Here is a 21,175-nt window from a genome sequence, read left to right as displayed (position 1 = left end):
AAAACCGCTTTGAGGCGATCTTTATTTTTGGGCAATGTTTTCTTTTTCAATTACTGCTTCAATTGCTTTTAAAGCAGCTTCTTCGTCAACTCCATCAACTTTAAATGTGACTTCAGCTCCACTTTTTACACCTAAAGCCATCACATTCATAATTGATTTTAAATTGGCTTCTTTTGTTCCGTGAACAAGTTTAATATTTGATGAGAATTTAGTTGCAGTAGTCACTAAGTTTGAAGCTGGACGTGCGTGTAAACCAATAGGATCGGTAATTATAACTGTTAATTCTTTCATAAGTATCCTTACTTTAAAAAATGTTTATTTTGAATTTAAAAATTATAGCAAATTTATGCAATATTTTGCTAATTTTATTGAATATACAAAAGAAAGGTTGAATTCATTCAAAAAATGGTATTATATACTTAAAATGTTTCAAGGAGCTAATTTATGGGTATTTTAACAATTTTATTAATTATAATTTCCTTCTTTATTATTGTAATTTCACTATTAATGTCACCAGATTCTAACGGTTTTTCAGGTGCTTTGGTTGGATCTGGAGACTTGGAATTATTTAAAGTATCAAAAGAAAGAGGAGTTAAGAAAATTCTAAAATATTCAATGATGATCTTAGGTGCATTAGTGCTTATTGGTTCAATTGTTCTTAGAATTTATTTTGTTAAATAATGAAAATTGAAGATATATACAAGTTTATAAAAAATTCAAAAAGCAAAAGTTTCCTTGAAATTGCCCGTTTTTTCAAAATTAGACCCAAGGATAATCATGAGCTAAATAAAATTTTAGGGGTCTTACAAAAAGAATGCAAGGTTTTTCGAAACGAAAAAGATGAATATTATGCTCCTGAATTAATTTCTACTACTTCAGGAGTTTTTTATGCTTCATCTAAAGGAAATTATGGGTTTGTTGATTATGATATTGACAATGAAAATAAAACTAAACAAAGTGTTTTTATTAAACCTTTTAATTTTAATGGTGCTATTACCAATGATATCGTGCAGGTTAATATTTATGTAAATCCGCATGACCCCAACAAGCTTACTTATGGAGTGATTACTCACATTTTAGAACGGAAAAACGACACAATTATTGGTTTTATTAAAAATAAAAATCACACATTGTACTTTTTACCGACTGATTTAAGATTTAAAAATTGCACCTGAGCATTAATGCCTTCAGAAATTAAATATAAATTAAATGATTTAGTGATTGCTAAAATTCTTAAATATGATGGCAAAATTGTCTTTATTAGTGTAGAAAAAGTGATTACAAATGAAGCTGACCCAATGGTTTTTGTTAAAGCTTATTTAGAATCTATTAAATCACCAGATGGATTTCCAAGTTCACTTGCAAGTGAAATTCATGATATTCCTGATGATATTTATAATGAAGATTTATCGCAACGAGTTGATTTAAGAAATAAGCTTATTGTCACAATTGATGGTGAAGATACTAAAGACTTTGATGATGCTATAAATGTGAAAAAGCTTGTAAATGGAAACTGAAAATTAGGCGTTTATATTGCTGATGTTTCTTATTATGTTAGAGAAGACACCTTACTTGATCAAGAAGCTCTTTCACGCGGAACTAGTACTTATTTAGTTGATCGTGTCATTCCTATGCTTCCTGAAAAATTATCAAATGGAATTTGTTCGCTTAATCCGAACCAAGATCGTTTTGTACTTGCTTGTGAAATGGAGATTGATTCAAACGGGAAAAATGTTTCAAGCAAAATTTTTCCAGCCATAATTAATAGTAAATTTAGATTAACTTACAAACAAGTTAATAACTTTTATAAAACAGGTTTAATAGATACTCCATTTCACCCTGAATTAAGTGAGGAATTGTCTAATATGCTTGAGCACGCTAAGGAGTTAAGTTTAATTATTCATGCTTGAAAAACTCAGCAAGGATACATTGATTTTGAAATTGATGAACCCAAAATTAAACTTGATGAACATGGTTTTGTAAAAGATATTATCGTTAATAAACGTGGATTTAGTGAAGTACTAATTGAAGACTTTATGGTACGGGCTAATGAAATAGTTGCTCAAACCTTGTTTGATGCTAAATTACCCCTTTTATATCGGGTGCACGAAATTCCAAACGAAGAAAAACTCACTACGCTTACTAATTCACTAGAAGTGGTTAATTTACCAACTCCTGAGTTTAAGCATTATCAAATTACTCCTAAATTATTTGCTGATTTTGTTGAAAAAGTTAAAACCAATCGTGATGATGATTTTGTGAAATTATTATTTTTAAGAACCATGCAAAAAGCAGTTTATTCACACAAAAACATTAAACACTTTGGTCTGGCTAGTGATTTTTACTGTCATTTTACCTCTCCAATTCGTCGCTATCCAGATTTAGTAATCCATCGGATTATTAGGGATTATATTATTGATAAAAAACCCCTTGATCTTGACAAGCTTACAGCTAAACTAGAACATTTTGCAAATCTTAATACCGCTAGTGAACAAAAAGCCGTTCAAGTTGAAAGAAAGGTGAACGATTTAAAGTTCGCCGAATATTTAAAAAGCAAAATTGGACAAAGTTATAAGGCTCAAATTTTTAGTGTTTTAAATTTTGGTTTCTTTGTTGAATTTGATTTTAAAGCTAGTGGATTAGTGCATAAAAGTAATTTATTTGACGGTGATTTTGAATTAAACGAAAATTCAACTAAATTATTTAGCAAAACAAAAACATATACCATTGGTGATATTGTTGAAGTTACTGTTATTAATGTTGATTTAGTTGAAGGAAAAGTTGATTGCGTTCTCACCTCACAATATGAACAATATTTAAATAAAGTAAAAAAAGGATAATCAAGAACGTGATAAAAGACTTGCCAGAAGAGCTCAAACACCGGAAATTAATCAAAAATTCATTAGGCTTTAATTCTAATTTGTGAGTTTATCAAGATAAAGATATGTTCAATTATTCGGTTGATACTATTTTGCTTGGTAATTTTATTTATTTAAATAAAAAAATTACTCGAGCTTTAGAAATAGGTACCAATAATGCCGCCTTATCAATATTTGTAGCTTCGCGGAGCGAGAAATTAAAAATTGATGCTCTTGAAATTCAAGACAGTGCAAGCCGATTGGCACAATTTAACGTGAAAATAAATCAATTAGATAAACAAATTAAAATCATTAATGCTGATTTTAATGATTTTTATAAAGATTTAACTAAAACAGCTACCCGTAAATATCAAAGCATTTTCTGCAACCCACCTTTTTATCACTTTGATAAAACTAAAGTTTCAAAAAAGGCTTCTAGCGAAAAACTCATTGCCACTCATGAAATTAAAATGACACTAGAGCAACTTATTCAAGGGTGTTCGAAAATTATTGAGCAAAAAGGTTTTTTAACCTTGGTTATGCCAATTGAGCGTTTAGTTGATTTGTTTGAATTATTAAGAAAATATAAATTTGAACCAAAGAGAATTCAATTTATATACACAAGAATTCAAGATAAAGCGAAATTTGTGCTCTTAGAAGCTCGCTATCAAGCTGGTTGAGGATCACATTTTTTACCAAATTTGTATCTGCACGATTCAAACAATAAAATCGATCATGAATATTTACCTGAAATTAAAGAATTATATAAACCAATTAAAATATAGGAGTCTTTATGACAAAAACTTTTTTTATCACTACTCCAATTTATTATGCCAGTGGCAATTTGCATATTGGTCACTTATATACTACTACTCTTGCATGAGTAATTGCTAATTATAAAAAAATGCAAGGATATGATGTGAAATTTTTAACCGGAAGCGATGAACACGGTTTAAAAATTGAACAAAAAGCTATTCAAGTTAATAAGACGCCGCAACAATATGTGGATGAATTAACTGTACAATACCAAAAAATGTGAAGTGATTTTGGGATTGAATATGATTTTTATTCACGAACAACTAATCTAACTCATAAAGCAATAGTACAAAAGATTTTTAACTATTTTTTAGAAAAAGGGTTTGTTTATAAAGGTTCATATCAAGGTTTATATTCAGTTAGTGATGAAGAGTTTTTAACTCCAACCCAAGCAATTGAGCGAAATGGCAAATATTATCATCCCACTAGTGATCATGAATTAGAGTGAGTTTCTGAAGAAAGTTATTTTTTCAAAATGAGTATGTTTGGACAATGGCTTTTAGAATACATTGATTCAAATGAAGATTTTGTTGCTCCAGACAAAATTAAAAACGAGATTAAGAATAATTTTTTACTCAAAGGACTTGAAGATTTATCACTTTCACGGACAAATGTTCAATGAGGAATTAAAATTGATAAAGATCCAAAGCACACATTATACGTGTGATTAGATGCATTATGCAATTACATTACTGCTCTTGGTTATGAGCCGTTTGTATCAAAACAAAGTCAAAACTTTATGCAATATTGAGCAAGTGAAAATGCACAAATTGTACACATAATCGGAAAAGAGATTGCTCGCTTTCATGTGATTTATTGACCTATTTTTCTCAAAGCTCTAAACCTTAAACAACCAAGTAAAATTCAATCACACGGTTGAATTATTACTCCTACTGGAAAAATGTCTAAATCTAAAAACAATGTAGTTGATCCTTATGAATTATTAAGTAAATATCACAGAGAAATGATTAAATACTTTTTTGTCAGTCAAATTAGCCTTGGAGAAGATGGTATTTTTGATGAGAAAAGATTTATTGACACAATTAATGCTGATTTAGTTAATAATTTTGGTAATTTAGTTTCACGAACTTTAAAAATGATTACCAATAGTTTTAATCAACCTTTAATTTATCAAACAACAGAAAATAAACATGATCAACAAATTGAAACACAAATATTAAGTTCTTTAAATTCTTATCAAGAGTATTTCGATAATCTTCAAACCGATAAAGCTTTAAAAGTAGCAATAAATTTATCAAGTGAACTAAACAAATATATTGATCTTACTCAACCTTGAACTTTAAAAGAAGATTTACCAAGATTAGAACAAATTTTAGTTAGACTTTTAAACGGCATTTATGCAGTAAATTGTTATTTAAGCGTTGTTCTTCAAGAAAAATCACAAGAAGTATCACAAGCTTTAAAACTACAAGAAATCAGATTAGAATTAATTAATGATTTTAGTAAGTTTGATAAAGTTCAAACTGGCAAACCAATTATTTTATTCAATCGAATTAAATAATCTCTTTCTTAAAAATAAGTTTTATAAAATCCTTAAAAATGATTTTTTACATTAAATTCACAAATTATGTGCTAAAATATAAAAGAGTTTTATTACATTAAAAAGTAAAACACACTTAAACTAAAATACTAATAAATGTAATTGTGGATTCGCTTGGGTGTGCTCGAATAATTTGAGTGCTAGGCGTTAGAAACAATTATTAATCAATAACAAACTAAAAAGGATAAGATGGAAAATAAAGAAAGTAAAAAAACTGTTGCTGAAAAGCCAGTTAAACCGCAAACTCCGATCGTTTCAAAAGACAAACTTTTAGAAGCAGGAGCTTACTTTGGGCACAAAGTTAAAGATTGAAATCCAAAAATGAAGGAATACCTAGTTCCTAATAAAAGAAACAAAGGTTCTCACATTATTGATTTAACTAAAACTCAAAAATACTTAGAATTTGCTTATTCATTAGTAAATAAATTAGCTTCAAAAAACGCTTCATTTATTTTTGTTGGTACTAAAAAACAAGCCAAAAAAGCAATCCAAGAAGCCGCTCAAAGAGTTGGTGCACACTATGTTTCAGAAAGATGGCTTGGTGGTACATTGACTAATAATCGTACAATTATGTCAAGCGTAAAAACAATGGATGAACTTGAAGCCAAAAAAGCACAAGGATACAAAGGTTACACTAAAAAAGAAGCTCTTGAGTTTGATAAAAAATTAGAAAAACTTCACAAAAACCTTGATGGTATCAAAAATATGAAGTCATTACCACAAATTATGATTGTGGCTGACCCTATTGAAGATGCTATCGCTGTTAAAGAAGCAAAGAGAAAGAAAATTAAAGTTATTTCACTTCTTGACTCGAATGCCAACCCAGATTCAGTTGATTTTGGAATTCCTGCAAATGATGATTCAGCAAAATCAATCACACTTATTATCACAATTTTAGCTGATGCAATTGCTAAAGCTCAAAATAAAGAACAACTTTACGCATATCAACCAGATGAAAAAGTTGTTTTACCAGAATTTCAACCTAAAAAAGTTGAAGAACTAGTTACATCAACTAATTAATTTAATATATAAAAATAGCACAAGGAGTAATCATGGCCGATTCAAAATTAGAAAAAATTAAAGAACTTAGAGCAAGAACTAATTCTGCTCTTGTTGACGTGCGCAAAGCACTTGAAGTGACAGACTATAATATGGACGCTGCAATTGCCTGGTTAAAAGAAAACGGAATTGTTAAAGCTGCTAAAAAAGCAGGACGCATTGCTGCTGAAGGTGTAGTAAGTGCTTTTGGAGACCGGAATAGTGCGATTCTTGTGGAAATTAATTCAGAAACTGACTTTGTTGTTAAAAACGAAAAATTTATCAAGTTAGTTAACGAAATTACTCCTGCTATTTTTATGGCTGGAGCATCTACACTTGAAGAAGCATTATCAGTTAAATTGTCTGATAATCAAACAGTAAATGAAGCCTTAATTGACGCTACTGCTGTTATTGGAGAAAAAATTTCTCTTAGACGGATTATGCGAATTAAGGCATCTACAGATCAAGTTTTAGGAATTTATGTTCATGCAAATAACCAAGTTGCAGCTGTTGTAGTTGTAAAAGGTGTAAATGCTGAAGCTGCCAGAAATGTTGCAATGCACGTTTCTGCGATGAACCCTGAATTTACTCTTGTTTCAGAAGTACCAACTGAAAGAATAGAAGAAATTAAAAATGGTCTAGAAAAACCAGCAGGTTTTGATCAAAAACCATTAAAAGTCCAAGAAACAATTTTACAAGGGCAATTAAACAAACAATTATCAGAGTTTGTGTTAGAAAAACAGCCTTTTGTTATGGATGATGGGGTAACTGTTGCTAAATATTTAGCTAACAGTTCAAGTTCTTTAGTAAAATCAATTAGATTTGAAGTTGGAGAAGGAATTGAAAAAGTTCAATCTAACTTTGCTGAAGAAGTAGCAGCCGCTGCAAATTTAAAATAAAATTTTTATATTTTATTTGATGACTAAATAAATTCTTAAGACAAGAGTTTGTTTAGTCATCTTTTTTATTTTTAACTTAACCGTTCTTTATTAACTTATTTGAATATCGTTTTTATTCTCGATTTGTAAAAAAAGAGAATCAATTTGACTAATCGTATTTTTAATTTTTTGCTCTAAATAATCAAATTTTTTACTCTCAAGAGTTGTAAAGGATGTCTTATTCTCAATAAATTGATTTAATAATAATTTAATCGTATCTGTTTGCTCATTAGTTAAATTTAAGATTTTGCTGATAGTTTGAATTTCTAATTCATTTTTGAGAAAGTTGGTAAAAGAAATTTCTCCTAAAAGCGAACTTTTGTTTGATAATAATTCAATTTGATCTTTTTTAAGTTCTTCAACCTTATTTTTTAGATTTTTTAATAAATTCATTTTATTAGTAGCATCAGTTATTTCCTTATCAGAAACAAGATCAATACCTTCATATATAAAACCTGATGTTTCCTTAATGAAATTACGAGTTAAAAAATCCTTTTTTGCTCAATTTCTAATATTTTTAGGAAAGCATCTTCCACTTGGTAAAGCAAACCTTTCATCTTAATTAATTGAATAATTAAAATCGCAAAACTTTTATTAAGTATTTCTAAATTTTCTTGCTTTAATCAATCATCTTCAGGAGGGAATTAATCTGTTGATTAAATTGATTTAAAAAGTTTTCAAAATAATTATTAATTAAATCAAAATAATTAAGATGAATCGAGTTAATTAGTATTTGATTTTGTTTTTGAAATAATTTAACAAAATAGTTAATTAGCTCTAAAATACCCATAATTTTAATTTTTGTAATAGTTTTATCATCATCAGAATCAAAATTATTCAAAACACTTTCATAATCTAAAATTGTGTTCATTAGGTATTGAGTAATAGTTTTATTATCGTAAATAAAATTTCAAATATCTTGATTATTATAAAAACCATCTAACAACAAATCTGATTTCATTGTCTTATATTGATTAATAATTTCATCAAAATCAAATACGTTTTCTAAACTTGATTTTTTGAATTTATCAAACTCTTCTACAATTTGATTATTAACTTCTCTTTTAGGCTTTTGATCTATTTGTTCTATTTCAACTGGAAAACCTCCACTATCAACTTTTTTACCTTCTTGTTCTTGTTGTTCTGCATCATTAGAACCACTATTTTCAGAATTATTAGTTTTGACTTTTTGATTTAGAACAAAATAAACCCCACCACCTATAATACAAGCTAAACTAACTAAAAAAACAGGAATTTTCCAATATTTCAAAATAATTTTTTTCATATTACTTAAGTAATAAAAAAACGTTCAAAATTAAAAAAAATATTAAAATATTTTAATCTTCACGAAAATTTGAAGCTCTTATATCTCAAGATTTAAGCAATAGAAATATGCGAATTTTGTGGTAAAATACATCTATATATTGTAAAAATATATAAAACAAAGAAAGGCGACTATGAAAAGAAAATTTAAATTAACATTATTGCATAAAACGCTTCTGGCTACTTCTACAATTTTTGTTGCTACAGGTATTACAATTGGTAGTATGCTTGAATATGCAAAAAATTCTGACGAAGTTAAAGGATCTTTTTCAGCAATTGATAAAAGTCTTTTCAAAAATGACTATAGTCTGATCAGAGATAACAAAGGACTTTTGGAAGCGAAAATTTCCATTGTTGACCCTTTGAAACAAAAATCAGTTGGGGGAATGTCAGAAGATGGTTCACAATATTGATTTTTAAGCAATCCAGATCAAAAAATGAACTTTACTGAATTTTTTAATGCATATTATTCAAAATACCAAGAAAGCTTTACTCAACAAGTTACATATGGTTCATTTAATTTTTATAATGAATATGTACTTGCGGTTAAACCAGAAAAATTCTTAGAATTCACTAAGTGATTTATTAACAATGTAGCTTGAGGACCTGACCTATTAACTCTTGATAGTTTTAGAATTGTTCCAGGAGTTGAAAGACACGGTAACTCAATTGTTTTAGGAAACCACTCAACTATCCATAAAGAATCAAGTGAAATTAAATTTTTCCCTGATGCATTCTTTGGAGTTGCTCCGATCTTTTCAAACATTAGCGGAGAAGGAAATTCTAAAGATTCACTTACTGAAGAATTGTTTTCTGGGCCAGTACAAAAATATCAAGCTGATGGAGTATTAAAAAATTTAGTAAATATCTCAATAATTAAAAATGCCAAAACTCTTTTAGATTCTAAAGGAGATGCTCTTTATGCAAATGAAAATTTAAGAAGTTTTAAAAATGTTTTCTTTGTTGGGAAACTTAAAGGGCAAAAAATAAAACTTCTTATCAATAAAGGCAATATTGAAGCATTTAAAAAATATGACAAAAGACTTAAAGAATACGATAAAAGCAAAAAAAGAGCTGGTAATTTACCAAAACCAGAAACCCCACAATTCGAAACCCTTGTCTTTCCAGTTAATGTGACTGAACAAGAATTTAACGATAAACTTAAAGAATTTGGAGATAAATACAAAGATTATTCATATTCAGATTTAGTTGAATATACAATTACCCAAGCTCGTACCGGAACTGAGCAAGGGGCTGAAGATAATGATTCAGAAAAAGCAACTTATTTATCTTTAAATGTTAAAAATGATGATCAAGAACTTTCAATACCATTCTTTGATTCGGTTTCATCTCCTGCTCAGTATTATGCTGAACAAGTTTTTGGACAAATGGTTTCTTCATCATTTAAAAACTTCCTTGATTTTTATGACATGGATCAATATCTTGGTAAAACAGTTTACTTATATCAAGATCCACAAGCTAATATTAAAACCTTTTATTCAAGTTCAATCCAAGCTAGAAATGATGTAAGTAATTTTGATGAATCAAAACTTAGTCAATTAACTGTTGCTGGTTTTGAAGTTGCAAATAAAGTGCTTTCAATTACTTTCCAAGACCAAAATTCAGCCCAAGTAGTTGAAAAATTTGATGCAACTGAAACAGATAAAAACTTTGAATTATTTGATTCGTTTAAATATGCAATTGGTTATTCGGGAGCTCTTGTTCCAAGAGTTTTAACCTCAACTCCAGAAAACCTTAACGAAAAAGATAAAGAAGGCAAACCTTTAAGCGGACTTGACTCAAGAAAATTTCAAATTTATACTGATGCATATAATGGACTTTTAGATCAATTAGGTAAAAAATTCCCATTCTTAATGAAAAAACAAAGTGGACCTCACTTAGTAAAAACTATTGATGAGAATGGTATTTATAACTATGAAATTAAAGATGGCGATTATTCAGCTTTTTCAATTGATAGTAATATTGGGATCCCGCTTATTTTAGCTAATGGTATCAAAAACTTTCAAGGAATTTCAACCGATTTCCTTAAATACGTTGGAGCTCACGAATATGGGCACCACTATACACTAGAAAAGTCAACAGCTATTGATGAAAAAGATAGTGCTGTTTTAGTTGGTGGAATTAACGTAAGAGCTGGAGCAAATGAAAGTTCATATTACTCATATAAAGCTCTTGAAAATTACATTAAAGCAAGAACTAACCTTTTAGTACGTAGAGTTGATGCACTCGGACACCCAAATGAAAAGGGAACTTTTACCCAATTTGCATACATTAAAAACGATGGAACTCACACTAGATGAGAAACTTATGAAGACGTTTGAGGTTCAAAAAGCAAGGATATTCTAGACACTATTAAGAATCCTGACCGTAGATTTATTCAAACGTTTGATGGACTTAAACAAAGTGCTCAAAAAAGAAGCATTAGACTTGGAGATTTATTCCTTGCTAACTCACTTGATTCAAATTCAGCAACCTTAAACCCATTAATTTTCGGGACTGGGAAAGCAATTGTTACTGAGAATGAAAAACCAATATTTAGAACCGTTTCTCTAACTGAAATGCTTTCGCAATTTAAAGATGGTTTAGGAAATTCACTTGAATTCACTGGAACAAATCCAAATGATATTAAAATTAAGTTTTTTGATCAAAAAACTGATCAAAATGGTAAAACAATTATTACTAAGTTTAAAGTATTCAACAAAGATGGGTCTCCAGTAATTAAAGTTCCCTTAAACAAGCCATTAAACGATCAAGATCTTGAATACCTTAATACTAAAACTGAAGCAATTACCAAAAATATTTTGAGTTTATACAATTTAAATGATTTTGATTCAGGATGAAATAGCCCAACATCATCAGTGAGTGGAAAACCTTCACTATTTTGAAACAATTTATTCCAAGATCCAATCAAACCAAAATCATTCTTTGAAAGTATTCTTTACCGTTCAGATGATGAAGAAAAAGAATTTGATCCTAATTTAAACGGAATTCCATGAACTCCAGGTGATCCATTAAAACACATTAATAAAGACAGAAAATCCAATCTTTATTACGCAATTGATAGCAAAACAAGCAATTATGATGTAATTAACGAGATGCTTTTAATGCAAGGAATTAATGCAAAAGAAAGAAAAGGGAAAAACTTTTCAGGCTTTTCATCAAGAATCTTTTATTCAACCAAAGTTTTTTCAATCGTTGATAAAGCCAAAAACGAAAAACATAATTATGTTTTCCCACCAGGTTGAACATATGGAATTTCTAAACATGCATTAAGTGCAACTACTTTTACAAGATATTTCCAACGAGTTTACAGAAGAGATATTCACAACAGCGGATTACAAGACACAATTCCGTCATTAGTTTCAAACGGATTTGGAATTGATGGAGGAGATACAAGTGCTAAAATTGATTTAGCTCATTCATGAACTAACTTTGTAGGACTTGATGCTTCAAATAAACTCGTAGTAGATTATTCAAAACCACATAATATTACCAAAATTGGTTATAACTACTTTTCGATTGAATATCAAAATTTACCACAAACTAAACTTGATAAAGCAATTGCTGATTCAGTAACTCAAGTTCAAGTTAATGGAAAATCCTTACCAATGTTTGATAATTTTGAACAATTAATGGAGTTTGGTTCGGTAGACTATTCAAAAGCAACCTATTCAGGCGATGATAAAACCGAAGCATATAATTGAGATATTGATTATGTTAAAACTAAATTTAACCTTGATAAATTAAGAGCTCAAATTGAAACCGAACCTAAAACCTTCAGTAGAGATGATATTCTCGCTAGTGAACAAACACTAGCCAATGAAGCTATGAAAAGATTCATTCATTCATCTTTATTCATGTCAATTAAAGAATTTAAGCTTAAAGATCTTGATAAATATAAAGCAATCTTTAGTACCGATTATGGAATGGACTTTTTCTCAAGCGCTTTCAATAAAAATTACGTTAAAACTACCACTCCATTAAAAGGATTAAAATTTAACGCCAAAAGATTTGTTGAACTTCTTCCTACTCTTCTTGCGAGTTACTTTGAAATACTTGAACCAGGCAAATATCCAGCAAATTCGGTTCAAAAAGCTTTCAACAACATTTCGCTTAACGATTTATTCGTACTATTAGGAAGTACAATTTTCATTGAATCATCAAACGATGAATACTTATTGTCTAAATATTTAATCGCCGAAATGACTGATGGAAACCCTACACGAGATGCTCAAGTCTATTTTGCAACTAAAACTGAACCACAATTAGCTGATAAATTCACTGATTATGTGTACACAATGCCTGAAACTCTTACCAGAGATTATGTTCAAACCACTTTTATTCCTTCAAACCAAGATTTTGGTAATTTACCATCATATCTATCAAATGTAAATGAAAGAAACACTGGACTTGATTTTATTAATGATGTAAGTGCTTTAGAAGTTTGAAAAAAACGTACACACAAGAAACAAGATGTTGTTACCGCATTGTTATTTAGTTTAGAAAAATCAATTAATCCGGAAAAATACTTTGCTGAAAGAGCAAAAATCCAGCAAAAATTCCAAGATTTATCACAAGAAATTGAAGATAAAATTCAAGAACACATAAAAACTAAACCCGAATGAGAAAGCGCTACCCAAGATCAAAAAGACGAATATACCTTGAAATTAAACAATCTACAAACTGAAAAAAATGCCTTTGATATTGAGAAAAACAAAGAATTATCAGCTTTAGAAAAACGTTACAGCTATGATATTAATCAAGGATCTTTAGTTCTTCAAAGTTCGATTGACTCTTCATACTTTGGTAAATTAGAAGCAAAAAACAATGGATACTTTAAAGACAGATGAGAAAAAGAAACCATTGGAATTAACTTATATGATCCAACTACCGGAGAAGCAATTCACGATGATACAATTCGTTTACTTGATTTAAACGGACAAAAAATTACATCACGTCCAAGAGCGTTCTTCTTATCTCAACTATATAACTATGGAGTTGGAGATCGAACTGTTTCAGGAGTGTACAGAAATAAAAAATTTGATGCTGTTTCACTTTATGGATATGTTAAAAATGAAGACGCTTTAAAAATTAAACAACTTAAATTCACTAATATTAACACTGGAGAATCTAAATATCTTGATGTTAATATTGCTAAAACTAATAATATTTTCTACCTTAAAAAACAAGGTGATACTTCACCAGAAAACAAGGTAACCCTGGCCGATGAAGGGTACAGCACATGAATTTCAGATTATGCACTTATGGGAAAATATCGTGATGCATTATTATTCCCAGGAAATGCTTACACAATCGATTTTGTTGACAAAGACAAAAACGTTCTTACTGATGCAAATGGAAAATCGCTATTTACATTAGGAAGTGGACTTAGTCTTTCGGAAAATGGAAAAGACCAAGATAATGCACCGATTAAAATTACTGCTAAAGGTCTAGACAAAAATAATAAGGAAATTGATAAAGCTACTATTTATGTAGATTTACAATTTAACGTTATTAACTAATATAGGAGGGCAATATGAAAAGAAAATTAAAACTAAAAAAGGCATTTCTTTTATCTGGAACCCTTCTTTCTGGAATGTTAACAGCTACAGCAATATCTTGCTCAGCTATTCCAAACCAAGAAAGTTTCAAAAAAGATTATGACTTTGGACTGGCAACTGAACCGCTTAATAATTTAAATTATGTTAGATATAGTTCGGTTGATCGGGTATTACCATCACTAGTGGAATCATTCACTAAACAAGGTCCAACCGAATCGCTTAGATCGATTATTTCAATTCCTAACTTTATTTTTTCTCGTGTAGATGCAACGGCTGAAAGAACATCAGATTTTAATAAGCTTTTTAAGGCTAATAAAGAAGAATTACTTAAAGAAAATGGATATGGAGCAGTCCCAGGACGTTATTACAATTTAGTCGACCTTGGAGTTTTAGGTGGACTAGGGAAACCTTCAGGTAACAATGTTCAAAGACAATCTTCAATTTATGCATATTCAAACCCAAACAATTCAACTAACTATGTAGCAGTGACCGGATTACTTAACGAAGGAAATAACCTTTGATCAAACGGAGATGTAATCACTGCTCAAGATATGCGTGATTTCCTTGAATACATTTTGGATTTAAATACTGGATCGCAAAAATTAGATCGTATTATCAAACTTGGGATCAGAGGATCTGAACAATTTATTAACGCTCAAAAAGATTACATTGCTAAATTTAACAAAGCATACCCAAACCCTTGAGGACGTAGAAAATATGTTTGAGATAGTGAATTAAAGCAATACATTCAATACGTTCCACAACCAGGTGATAAAGAAAAAAACAGATACAAAGACTTAGATAAAGTTACCGATATATATAAAGATAAAGAAGAAGCAGAAGTTGCAGAGAAATATCAAGGATGACAATATCTTGAAAAAGATCCTAAAACTGGTGAATTTTTAGATAAACAAGAAGTTGATAACATCCGTAAAGCAGCTCTTAATTTTGGATTTTACACTGGACAATTATTTTTGGATTATGGAAACGAACAAGTTTTCAATAGTTTAGACTTAAATCCAGATTTTGACCCAAATAAAGAAGTTCAAGATTTTAAAATCCGTCTTACAGAAGATGATGAAACTGGACATAAAATCAGACTAGTTAAAAACCAATATGTTAATCCATATCAAGAGTTTGATTTTGAAAAAAGACTTCCAAAAATTGGAACTCTCTCAAGCAATGAATATGCCTTTACTCTTATTTTCGACGAAAATAAAACTGCTGGTTTAGGGTACTTATTTTCACAAGTTTTTGGATCATTATACCCGATTAATCGTAAATATGTGGAAACAGAAGTTGGTGGAATTGATAAATATGGAGCTAATGTTTCTAAATTCCTTACATCTGGTCCATTTAAAATTGCTAGTCCTGATGACATTGTTCTTGGACCACAAGGATTTATAATCCTTACCAAAAACCAAGATTATTTTGATGCATCAAACACTATTTCAAACAAAATTAAAATCTTCTTCTCAACTGATCGAACCACAAACTCAACCTTCTTTGAAGATGGATACATCTCACAAACATATATTCAGGCTCAAAGAATTGTTTCGTACTGATCAGATCCAGAATATAAAAAATACTTAAATAAAAACCAAGGTTTTGGAACTATTGCGTTTGGATTTAACCTTGATGCTGAAACTAATGCAAATAGTTATATTAATGATCAAGATTTAAGAAATTATATTTATTATTCGATAAATCGTGGAGATTTATTAAAAACTGTTAACTGAGATTTTTCATTCCCAGTTAATACTTGAACAGCTTTTGGTCAATATAAACTTGCTGATGGACGTTCATTAGAAATGTTCTTTGACTCACAAGAATCAAAAGCTAAAAATGACAAAGAATTTCCACTTCAAAACTATGATTTCTTAGTTCACCTAGGAAAATCGTACGAATTAGAAAAAACTAATCGTTCAGATATTACTTATTCACCAAAAACTGCTGAGTTTTATTTAGAGAGATTTAAGAAAAAACACCCTGATCTTAAAAGTGTAACTCTGAGATACTTAAATAATTCATCAGAAGAGCAACGTAGAGCTGGAAATGATTTACAAGAACGTTTACGTAGAAATTCAAATGGCTTTATTAATATTGAAACCAAAGCTCTTCCTGAAAATACTTATGCTTCATTTATCGAAACTGGTCAATACGATATTATTTACCGTAATTATGACTACATTGGTGGGAATACTGCTCAAGATTATGTTTCTTCATTCTTTAAAACTGACGAAATTGATTCATTATCACAAAAAGGAATTGGACTTAAATATAACCCAGTTGGATCATGAACCTATGAAACATATTTATCAGAACTTTTATTACAAAGAATTTTAAATAATAATTTAATTGAAAATCTTGAACAGGAAAAAGTTAACCAACTTAAACCTTTAATTGATGTAGCCTTAAAAGTTTATAATGAAAATAAAAATATTAAAGACGAAATAGCAAAAGCAAGCAGTAATAGCGACATTCCTGCTCGTATTAATAAAATCTTAGATTCATTTAAACAAAAAGCTCTTGCTTTAGTTGGTAATAATTTACTTTACCAAAGTATGTTTAATAATAACTATATTTCAAAGACCATGCTTGAATATATAGTGGTTGAAAATCCGAATATTAAAGCATCAAAATTAGAAAAATTATTTGAAGCATACTTTTACTACCTTATTGACACTAATTCTTTAGACACAGTGAAAGGGTTTAAAATTGATTTTAAAGGAAAAACTAAAGATAAACAAGTTACTTTAGATTCAAATTCATTACCAATTGATCCTAAAACTGGAAAAACATATAATCTTTCATTGTCAGAAAAATACGCTCTTGCTACCTTTGATACTGTACAAAGATTAGAAGGATTGATCGTTCCTTTTACCGATTTTGATGAACGTATTGAGTACTTTAAAAAAGCTATTAATAATTTAAAAAACCTTACAAATCAACAAAAACAAGAATACAATTTATTATTAGCTGATCAAACTGATGTTGATCAAATGAAAGATATTTTTATTGATGCATTAAATACTAACAAGGATGAGCAAACCGCAATTGGATTACTTTTTGATTACCAATTAAAAGAATTAAGACACTGATCTAAATTTATTGAATTAGCTCTTGTTAATGTTGATCAAAAGGACAATAAAGGTCAATATACCGGAACATTAGAAAGCGGACTTACATATCAAGGAAGAATTAACAGGTTCTTTAGCGGGAACTTTACTCCTTTTGAATCAGAACAAGGATGAAATTCAAACGTAGAAACATTTAGATTAATTGCATTATTAGAAAAAGTGGTTCGTGATGGAGCTCCAGTAATTCCGCTTATGGAAGTTGATACTAACTGAGAAATTACAAAAATTGGAGGGATCCAATCTCTATTCACATTCTCACTTCAATATGCTTATGATGTAACTAACCCACCAAGACCAGGATTGCCTAGAAAGAGAGACAAATAGATGAATGAACAGTTAAACCAAATAAACCAAACTAAACTTTTGTGTCGAGAAAGTTCGAATAAAGTTTACTTTAATAATAAACGTGAAATTGATTTTTCATTTAAAGATATTTTTTCTTTTTCAGAACATCCTGCGGCTCAAACCATTTGAAAAATTTTCAAAATTATTGCCGAATTCTTTATTATTTCGTTTATTGCAATTACCATTACTTTCTTTTTAATTAATGCTGTCCCTGGTTCAAATCCATTAACTGCTGGGTTAGATCAAGCCCAAAGAAAAGCCATTGAAGCTAAATACGGACTCGATTTACCAATTTTTTCACGTTATGTAAATTACTTAATTGGATTGACTAAATTAGATTTTGGAATTTCGCTTTCGCTTTTCCCTGAACAACCAATTACTGATTGAATTGGTCCTAGACTTTTAAAATCATTTTACGTTGGAATTTTTAGTGTTTTATTAACAGTATTAATCGGAATTCCAATGGGAATTTGAGTTGGAAAAAATCCAGGAAAATTCATTGATAATGCATCAACTGTGATTGTTTCGCTCTTTTCATCAGTACCTTCAATTGTCTTTGCTCTTATGTTAGTGTTCATTGGGCGTTCAAGTGGAATTCCATATGTCTTTAATGTTACTAATTTAGCAACATACATTCTTCCAGGTCTAGCTCTTTCACTCGGAAGCATTATTGTTTATATTAAATATATCCGAACTGAATTAAACCGTGAGCTTAATTCAGTTCATGCTAAATTTGCTTATCTTAAAGGAGTATCAAAAAGTCGTTTTGTGTGAAAACACGCACTTAAACCCTCACTTTTCCCAATCGCAACTTTTTTCCCAGGGGTTATCTTTGGATCGTTTATTGGAAGTATTTTTATTGAACAAATCTTCTTTATACCTGGCTCAGGAGCAACCTTACTTCAAGCTATTCAATCAAAAGATTATAATGTTATCTTATTCTTAATTATCTTTTTTGTTGTTTTAACAGTGTTATCATATGCTTGTCGTGATTTACTTTATGAAGCAATTGACCCAAGAGTAAGACGGAGAGGAGCATAATGGCTAAGTTTTGAAATCATTTTAAAGATAAAGTAAGTAGAAAAATTGATAAATTAAAAGAGAATCAAACTTTATCACAAACTAATAGAGAAACATTAGACCTTGCTCCAAATGCATTGCTTCAGCCATTCAACTATAAAAAATGAAAATTAATCGGGGATGCTTTTGAGTATTCTGAAACCCTAACTTTAGGAAATGAAACTAAACCATTTAAAGAATTTATTCACAGATTCTCACAAAATACTGGTGGAGTTTTTGGATTTTGAATTTTAGCAATTCTCATTATTTTAGCTTTATTTGTTCCTTTCTTCACTTTAGACCCAATTTTACCGAATGTTAATGCTAGAAATTTAACTTTTGCTCAAACTGATAATTTAGGAATTTACCATTTCTTTGGTACTGATGATTCAGGTCGCGATTTATGAGCTAGATTATGATGAGGATTACGTTATTCAGTTGCTCTTTCGATTGTAACCGTCTTTTTTGAAGTTATCATTGGAGTGACACTTGGAATTATGATGGGGCAATTTGATCGTTTTGATCGAATTATGACCTTTATTATTAAAATTCTTTCAGTTGTGCCAACTATTATCATCTTGATTTTAATGACCATTGTCGTTAGTCCAAGCTTTTGAGTTATTGCCTTTTCATTATCGTTTACTTCATGAACTGGAATGGCAAACCAAATTCGTGCTCAAGTTAAAAGAGCAAGAAACTTTGAATGAGTTTCAGCTTCAAGGGTATTAGGAACTCCAACTTGAAAGGTGCTTAAAAATTACGTCCCTGTAATTTTGCCAATTTTAATTACTCAACTTGTGTTCTCAATTCCTGGAGTTATTCTAGCTGAAACATCACTTGCATTTATTGGTTTAAACATCGAAAATACCGCTACACTTGGAAACTTGATTTCAGATGGGCAAAAGAACTTCCCGTTATACTTAAGATATGTCTTTGTTCCTGCAACAGTGCTTGTACTTATTACTACTAGCATTCAGCTTATAGGAGCTAGCGTGCAAGATTCGCTAAGAAGACAAAGATAGGAGTGATATGTCAAAAAGATCAAAAAGAATGAAATTTATTACTTTAAAAAAACAAGACATGCACTCTATGTTTAAAAATCAAGAAACAAAAGTGCAAGAAGAACTTAAGTTCAATGTAGTTCAATCAGCTCATAATATAGCTGAACCAACCCAACCTCTCAAAACCAATGAACACGCTCAAATGAAGATTGAGCCAGAATTAATGAGTCAACCAGCCAATGAATTAATTCAACCAAAACCAAAAAAAGCATGTCTTTTCCATAAGTTTATGAAAAAATTCTCAAGCAAAAGAAAAGAACTTTTAACTTTTGATTGAGATAAATTTTACAAAGACGTTCAATACAAAACCTTTAGCGATGGAACTAAATTACCCATTGCTGCTGAAATTAAAGATCTTTATTTAAGTTTCACCAATCCTGCTCGTCCAGGAGAAAAGAACCTTGTCCTTCGTGGTCCTTCAATTCAAATTTATGAAGGAAAAGTTCACGCAATTATTGGGGAATCAGGTTCAGGAAAAAGTGTACTAACTTCACTTTTATACGGATTAACTGGAGATAATGCGGTTATTGACTCAGGTGAAGTTAAACTTTACAATAATAATGTTGAAAAATTCAGTTTTAAAGATTGAGAGCGTTCAGGATACCGTGGAAGAGCTGTTTCAGCTGTCTTTCAAAACCCTATGTCAACTTTAAACCCAACCATGAAAGTTGGAAAACAAATCATGGAAGGAATGTTGGTTAATAAAATTGTTAAAACCAAAAAAGAAGCTTATGAACGTGCTGTTGATTTTTTAAGACGTACTAAAATTAACGACCCAGAAGCGGTCATGAAGCTTTATCCTCACGAAATGTCAGGTGGAATGATTCAAAGGGTTGTTATTGCTACTATTGTAGCTTTAGAAGCTAAAATCCTTGTAATGGACGAACCAACCACTGCACTTGACCCTACTGTACAAGCTCTTGTGCTTGATGTTATTAAAGAACTTCAACACGATTTAAAACTTTCAATTGTGTTTATCACCCACGATTTAGGAGTTGTTGCTTCAATTAGCGATTACATTTCAATTATGTACGCAGGACAAATTATTGAAGAAGGAACTGCTAAAGAAATTCTTAAAAACCCACAACATCCTTATACTTGAGGGTTAATCGCCTCTATGCCTGATGTAAATAAAGGTGAACGTCTTGCTACTATTCGTGGAAGCGTACCTTCTTCATTAAATAACATTGTTGGTGAAGCTTTTGCTGTTAGAAATGACTATGCTCTTGATATAGACTTTGTTCAAGAAGCTCAATTCTACTGAGTTTCAGAAACTCATCGCGTTAAATCAGCTCTACTTGATGAACGGGCCCCAGAATATCAACCACCACTCTTAATTCAAAAATTATGAAAGGAATTTGCTGAAAGTAAAAATTAGATATGAAAAACAAAACATCTTATAATACTATAACTTTAGATTCAGAAAATTCTGTCTACGGAACCCCGTTAAATCC

General features: G+C 30.0%; 14 protein-coding genes. 11 read left to right on the top strand and 3 right to left on the bottom strand.

The features are described 5' to 3' along the window. Nucleotides 1-21 precede the first annotated feature (21 nt). Nucleotides 22-291: an HPr family phosphocarrier protein gene (locus tag NPA11_RS02510; protein WP_257043300.1), complete on the bottom strand. Its 270-nt coding sequence runs from the start codon at nucleotides 289-291 to the stop codon at nucleotides 22-24. 153 nt (nucleotides 292-444) lie between these two features. On the opposite strand from NPA11_RS02510, the gene secG reads away from it, so the two are divergent. From secG to tsf, 6 genes are all read left to right on the top strand, one after another. Beyond that, nucleotides 445-681, top strand: a complete 237-nt coding sequence (gene secG, locus NPA11_RS02505; RefSeq protein ID WP_257043298.1) for a preprotein translocase subunit SecG — start codon at nucleotides 445-447, stop codon at nucleotides 679-681. Further along, nucleotides 681-2,840, top strand: a complete 2,160-nt coding sequence (gene rnr, locus NPA11_RS02500) for a ribonuclease R (protein ID WP_257043297.1) — start codon at nucleotides 681-683, stop codon at nucleotides 2,838-2,840. The genes secG and rnr overlap by 1 nt, the downstream gene beginning before the upstream one ends. A gap of 8 nt (nucleotides 2,841-2,848) precedes the next feature. Continuing rightward, nucleotides 2,849-3,643, top strand: a complete 795-nt coding sequence (locus NPA11_RS02495) for a tRNA1(Val) (adenine(37)-N6)-methyltransferase (protein WP_257043296.1) — start codon at nucleotides 2,849-2,851, stop codon at nucleotides 3,641-3,643. An 8-nt stretch (nucleotides 3,644-3,651) separates the two neighbouring features. Further along, complete coding sequence (gene metG, locus NPA11_RS02490) at nucleotides 3,652-5,196, top strand: methionine--tRNA ligase (protein WP_257043294.1); 1,545 nt, start codon at nucleotides 3,652-3,654, stop codon at nucleotides 5,194-5,196. Nucleotides 5,197-5,424: 228 nt separating this feature from the next. Continuing rightward, complete coding sequence (rpsB, locus tag NPA11_RS02485) at nucleotides 5,425-6,255, top strand: 30S ribosomal protein S2 (protein WP_257043292.1); 831 nt, start codon at nucleotides 5,425-5,427, stop codon at nucleotides 6,253-6,255. Between the two features lie 32 nt (nucleotides 6,256-6,287). Next, nucleotides 6,288-7,172, top strand: coding sequence for a translation elongation factor Ts (tsf, locus tag NPA11_RS02480; RefSeq protein WP_257043290.1), 885 nt, complete (start codon nucleotides 6,288-6,290; stop codon nucleotides 7,170-7,172). A 90-nt stretch (nucleotides 7,173-7,262) separates the two neighbouring features. Here the strand turns inward: tsf and NPA11_RS02475 are convergent, their stop codons facing one another. Then, nucleotides 7,263-7,604 carry a hypothetical protein gene (locus NPA11_RS02475; RefSeq protein ID WP_257043288.1) on the bottom strand — a complete coding sequence of 114 codons (342 nt, stop codon included), beginning with the start codon at nucleotides 7,602-7,604 and terminating at the stop codon, nucleotides 7,263-7,265. Between the two features lie 226 nt (nucleotides 7,605-7,830). Continuing rightward, nucleotides 7,831-8,496, bottom strand: coding sequence for a hypothetical protein (locus NPA11_RS02470; RefSeq protein ID WP_257043286.1), 666 nt, complete (start codon nucleotides 8,494-8,496; stop codon nucleotides 7,831-7,833). 172 nt (nucleotides 8,497-8,668) lie between these two features. Here NPA11_RS02470 and NPA11_RS02465 point away from each other — a divergent pair, with 172 nt between their 5' ends. From NPA11_RS02465 to NPA11_RS02445, 5 genes are read left to right on the top strand one after another with little or no spacing between them, the layout of a single operon-like run. After that, nucleotides 8,669-14,077 carry a PDxFFG protein gene (locus NPA11_RS02465; protein WP_257043285.1) on the top strand — a complete coding sequence of 1,803 codons (5,409 nt, stop codon included), beginning with the start codon at nucleotides 8,669-8,671 and terminating at the stop codon, nucleotides 14,075-14,077. 14 nt (nucleotides 14,078-14,091) lie between these two features. Beyond that, nucleotides 14,092-17,580: an ABC transporter substrate-binding protein gene (locus NPA11_RS02460; protein WP_257043284.1), complete on the top strand. Its 3,489-nt coding sequence runs from the start codon at nucleotides 14,092-14,094 to the stop codon at nucleotides 17,578-17,580. Continuing rightward, complete coding sequence (locus NPA11_RS02455; RefSeq protein WP_257043283.1) at nucleotides 17,581-18,642, top strand: ABC transporter permease; 1,062 nt, start codon at nucleotides 17,581-17,583, stop codon at nucleotides 18,640-18,642. Then, a complete protein-coding gene (locus tag NPA11_RS02450) occupies nucleotides 18,642-19,682 on the top strand; it encodes an ABC transporter permease (protein WP_257043282.1) in 1,041 nt (346 codons plus the stop codon). Before NPA11_RS02455 ends, NPA11_RS02450 begins: the two co-directional genes overlap by 1 nt. A 7-nt stretch (nucleotides 19,683-19,689) precedes the next feature. After that, nucleotides 19,690-21,099, top strand: a complete 1,410-nt coding sequence (locus tag NPA11_RS02445) for an ABC transporter ATP-binding protein (RefSeq protein ID WP_373457089.1) — start codon at nucleotides 19,690-19,692, stop codon at nucleotides 21,097-21,099. The last annotated feature ends 76 nt before the right edge of the window (nucleotides 21,100-21,175 follow it).

This window comes from Mycoplasma sp. 1578d (assembly GCF_024582695.1).
Lineage (GTDB): Bacteria > Bacillota_I > Bacilli_A > Mycoplasmatales > Metamycoplasmataceae > Mycoplasmopsis.
This window is presented reverse-complemented; position numbering and strand designations above follow the sequence as displayed.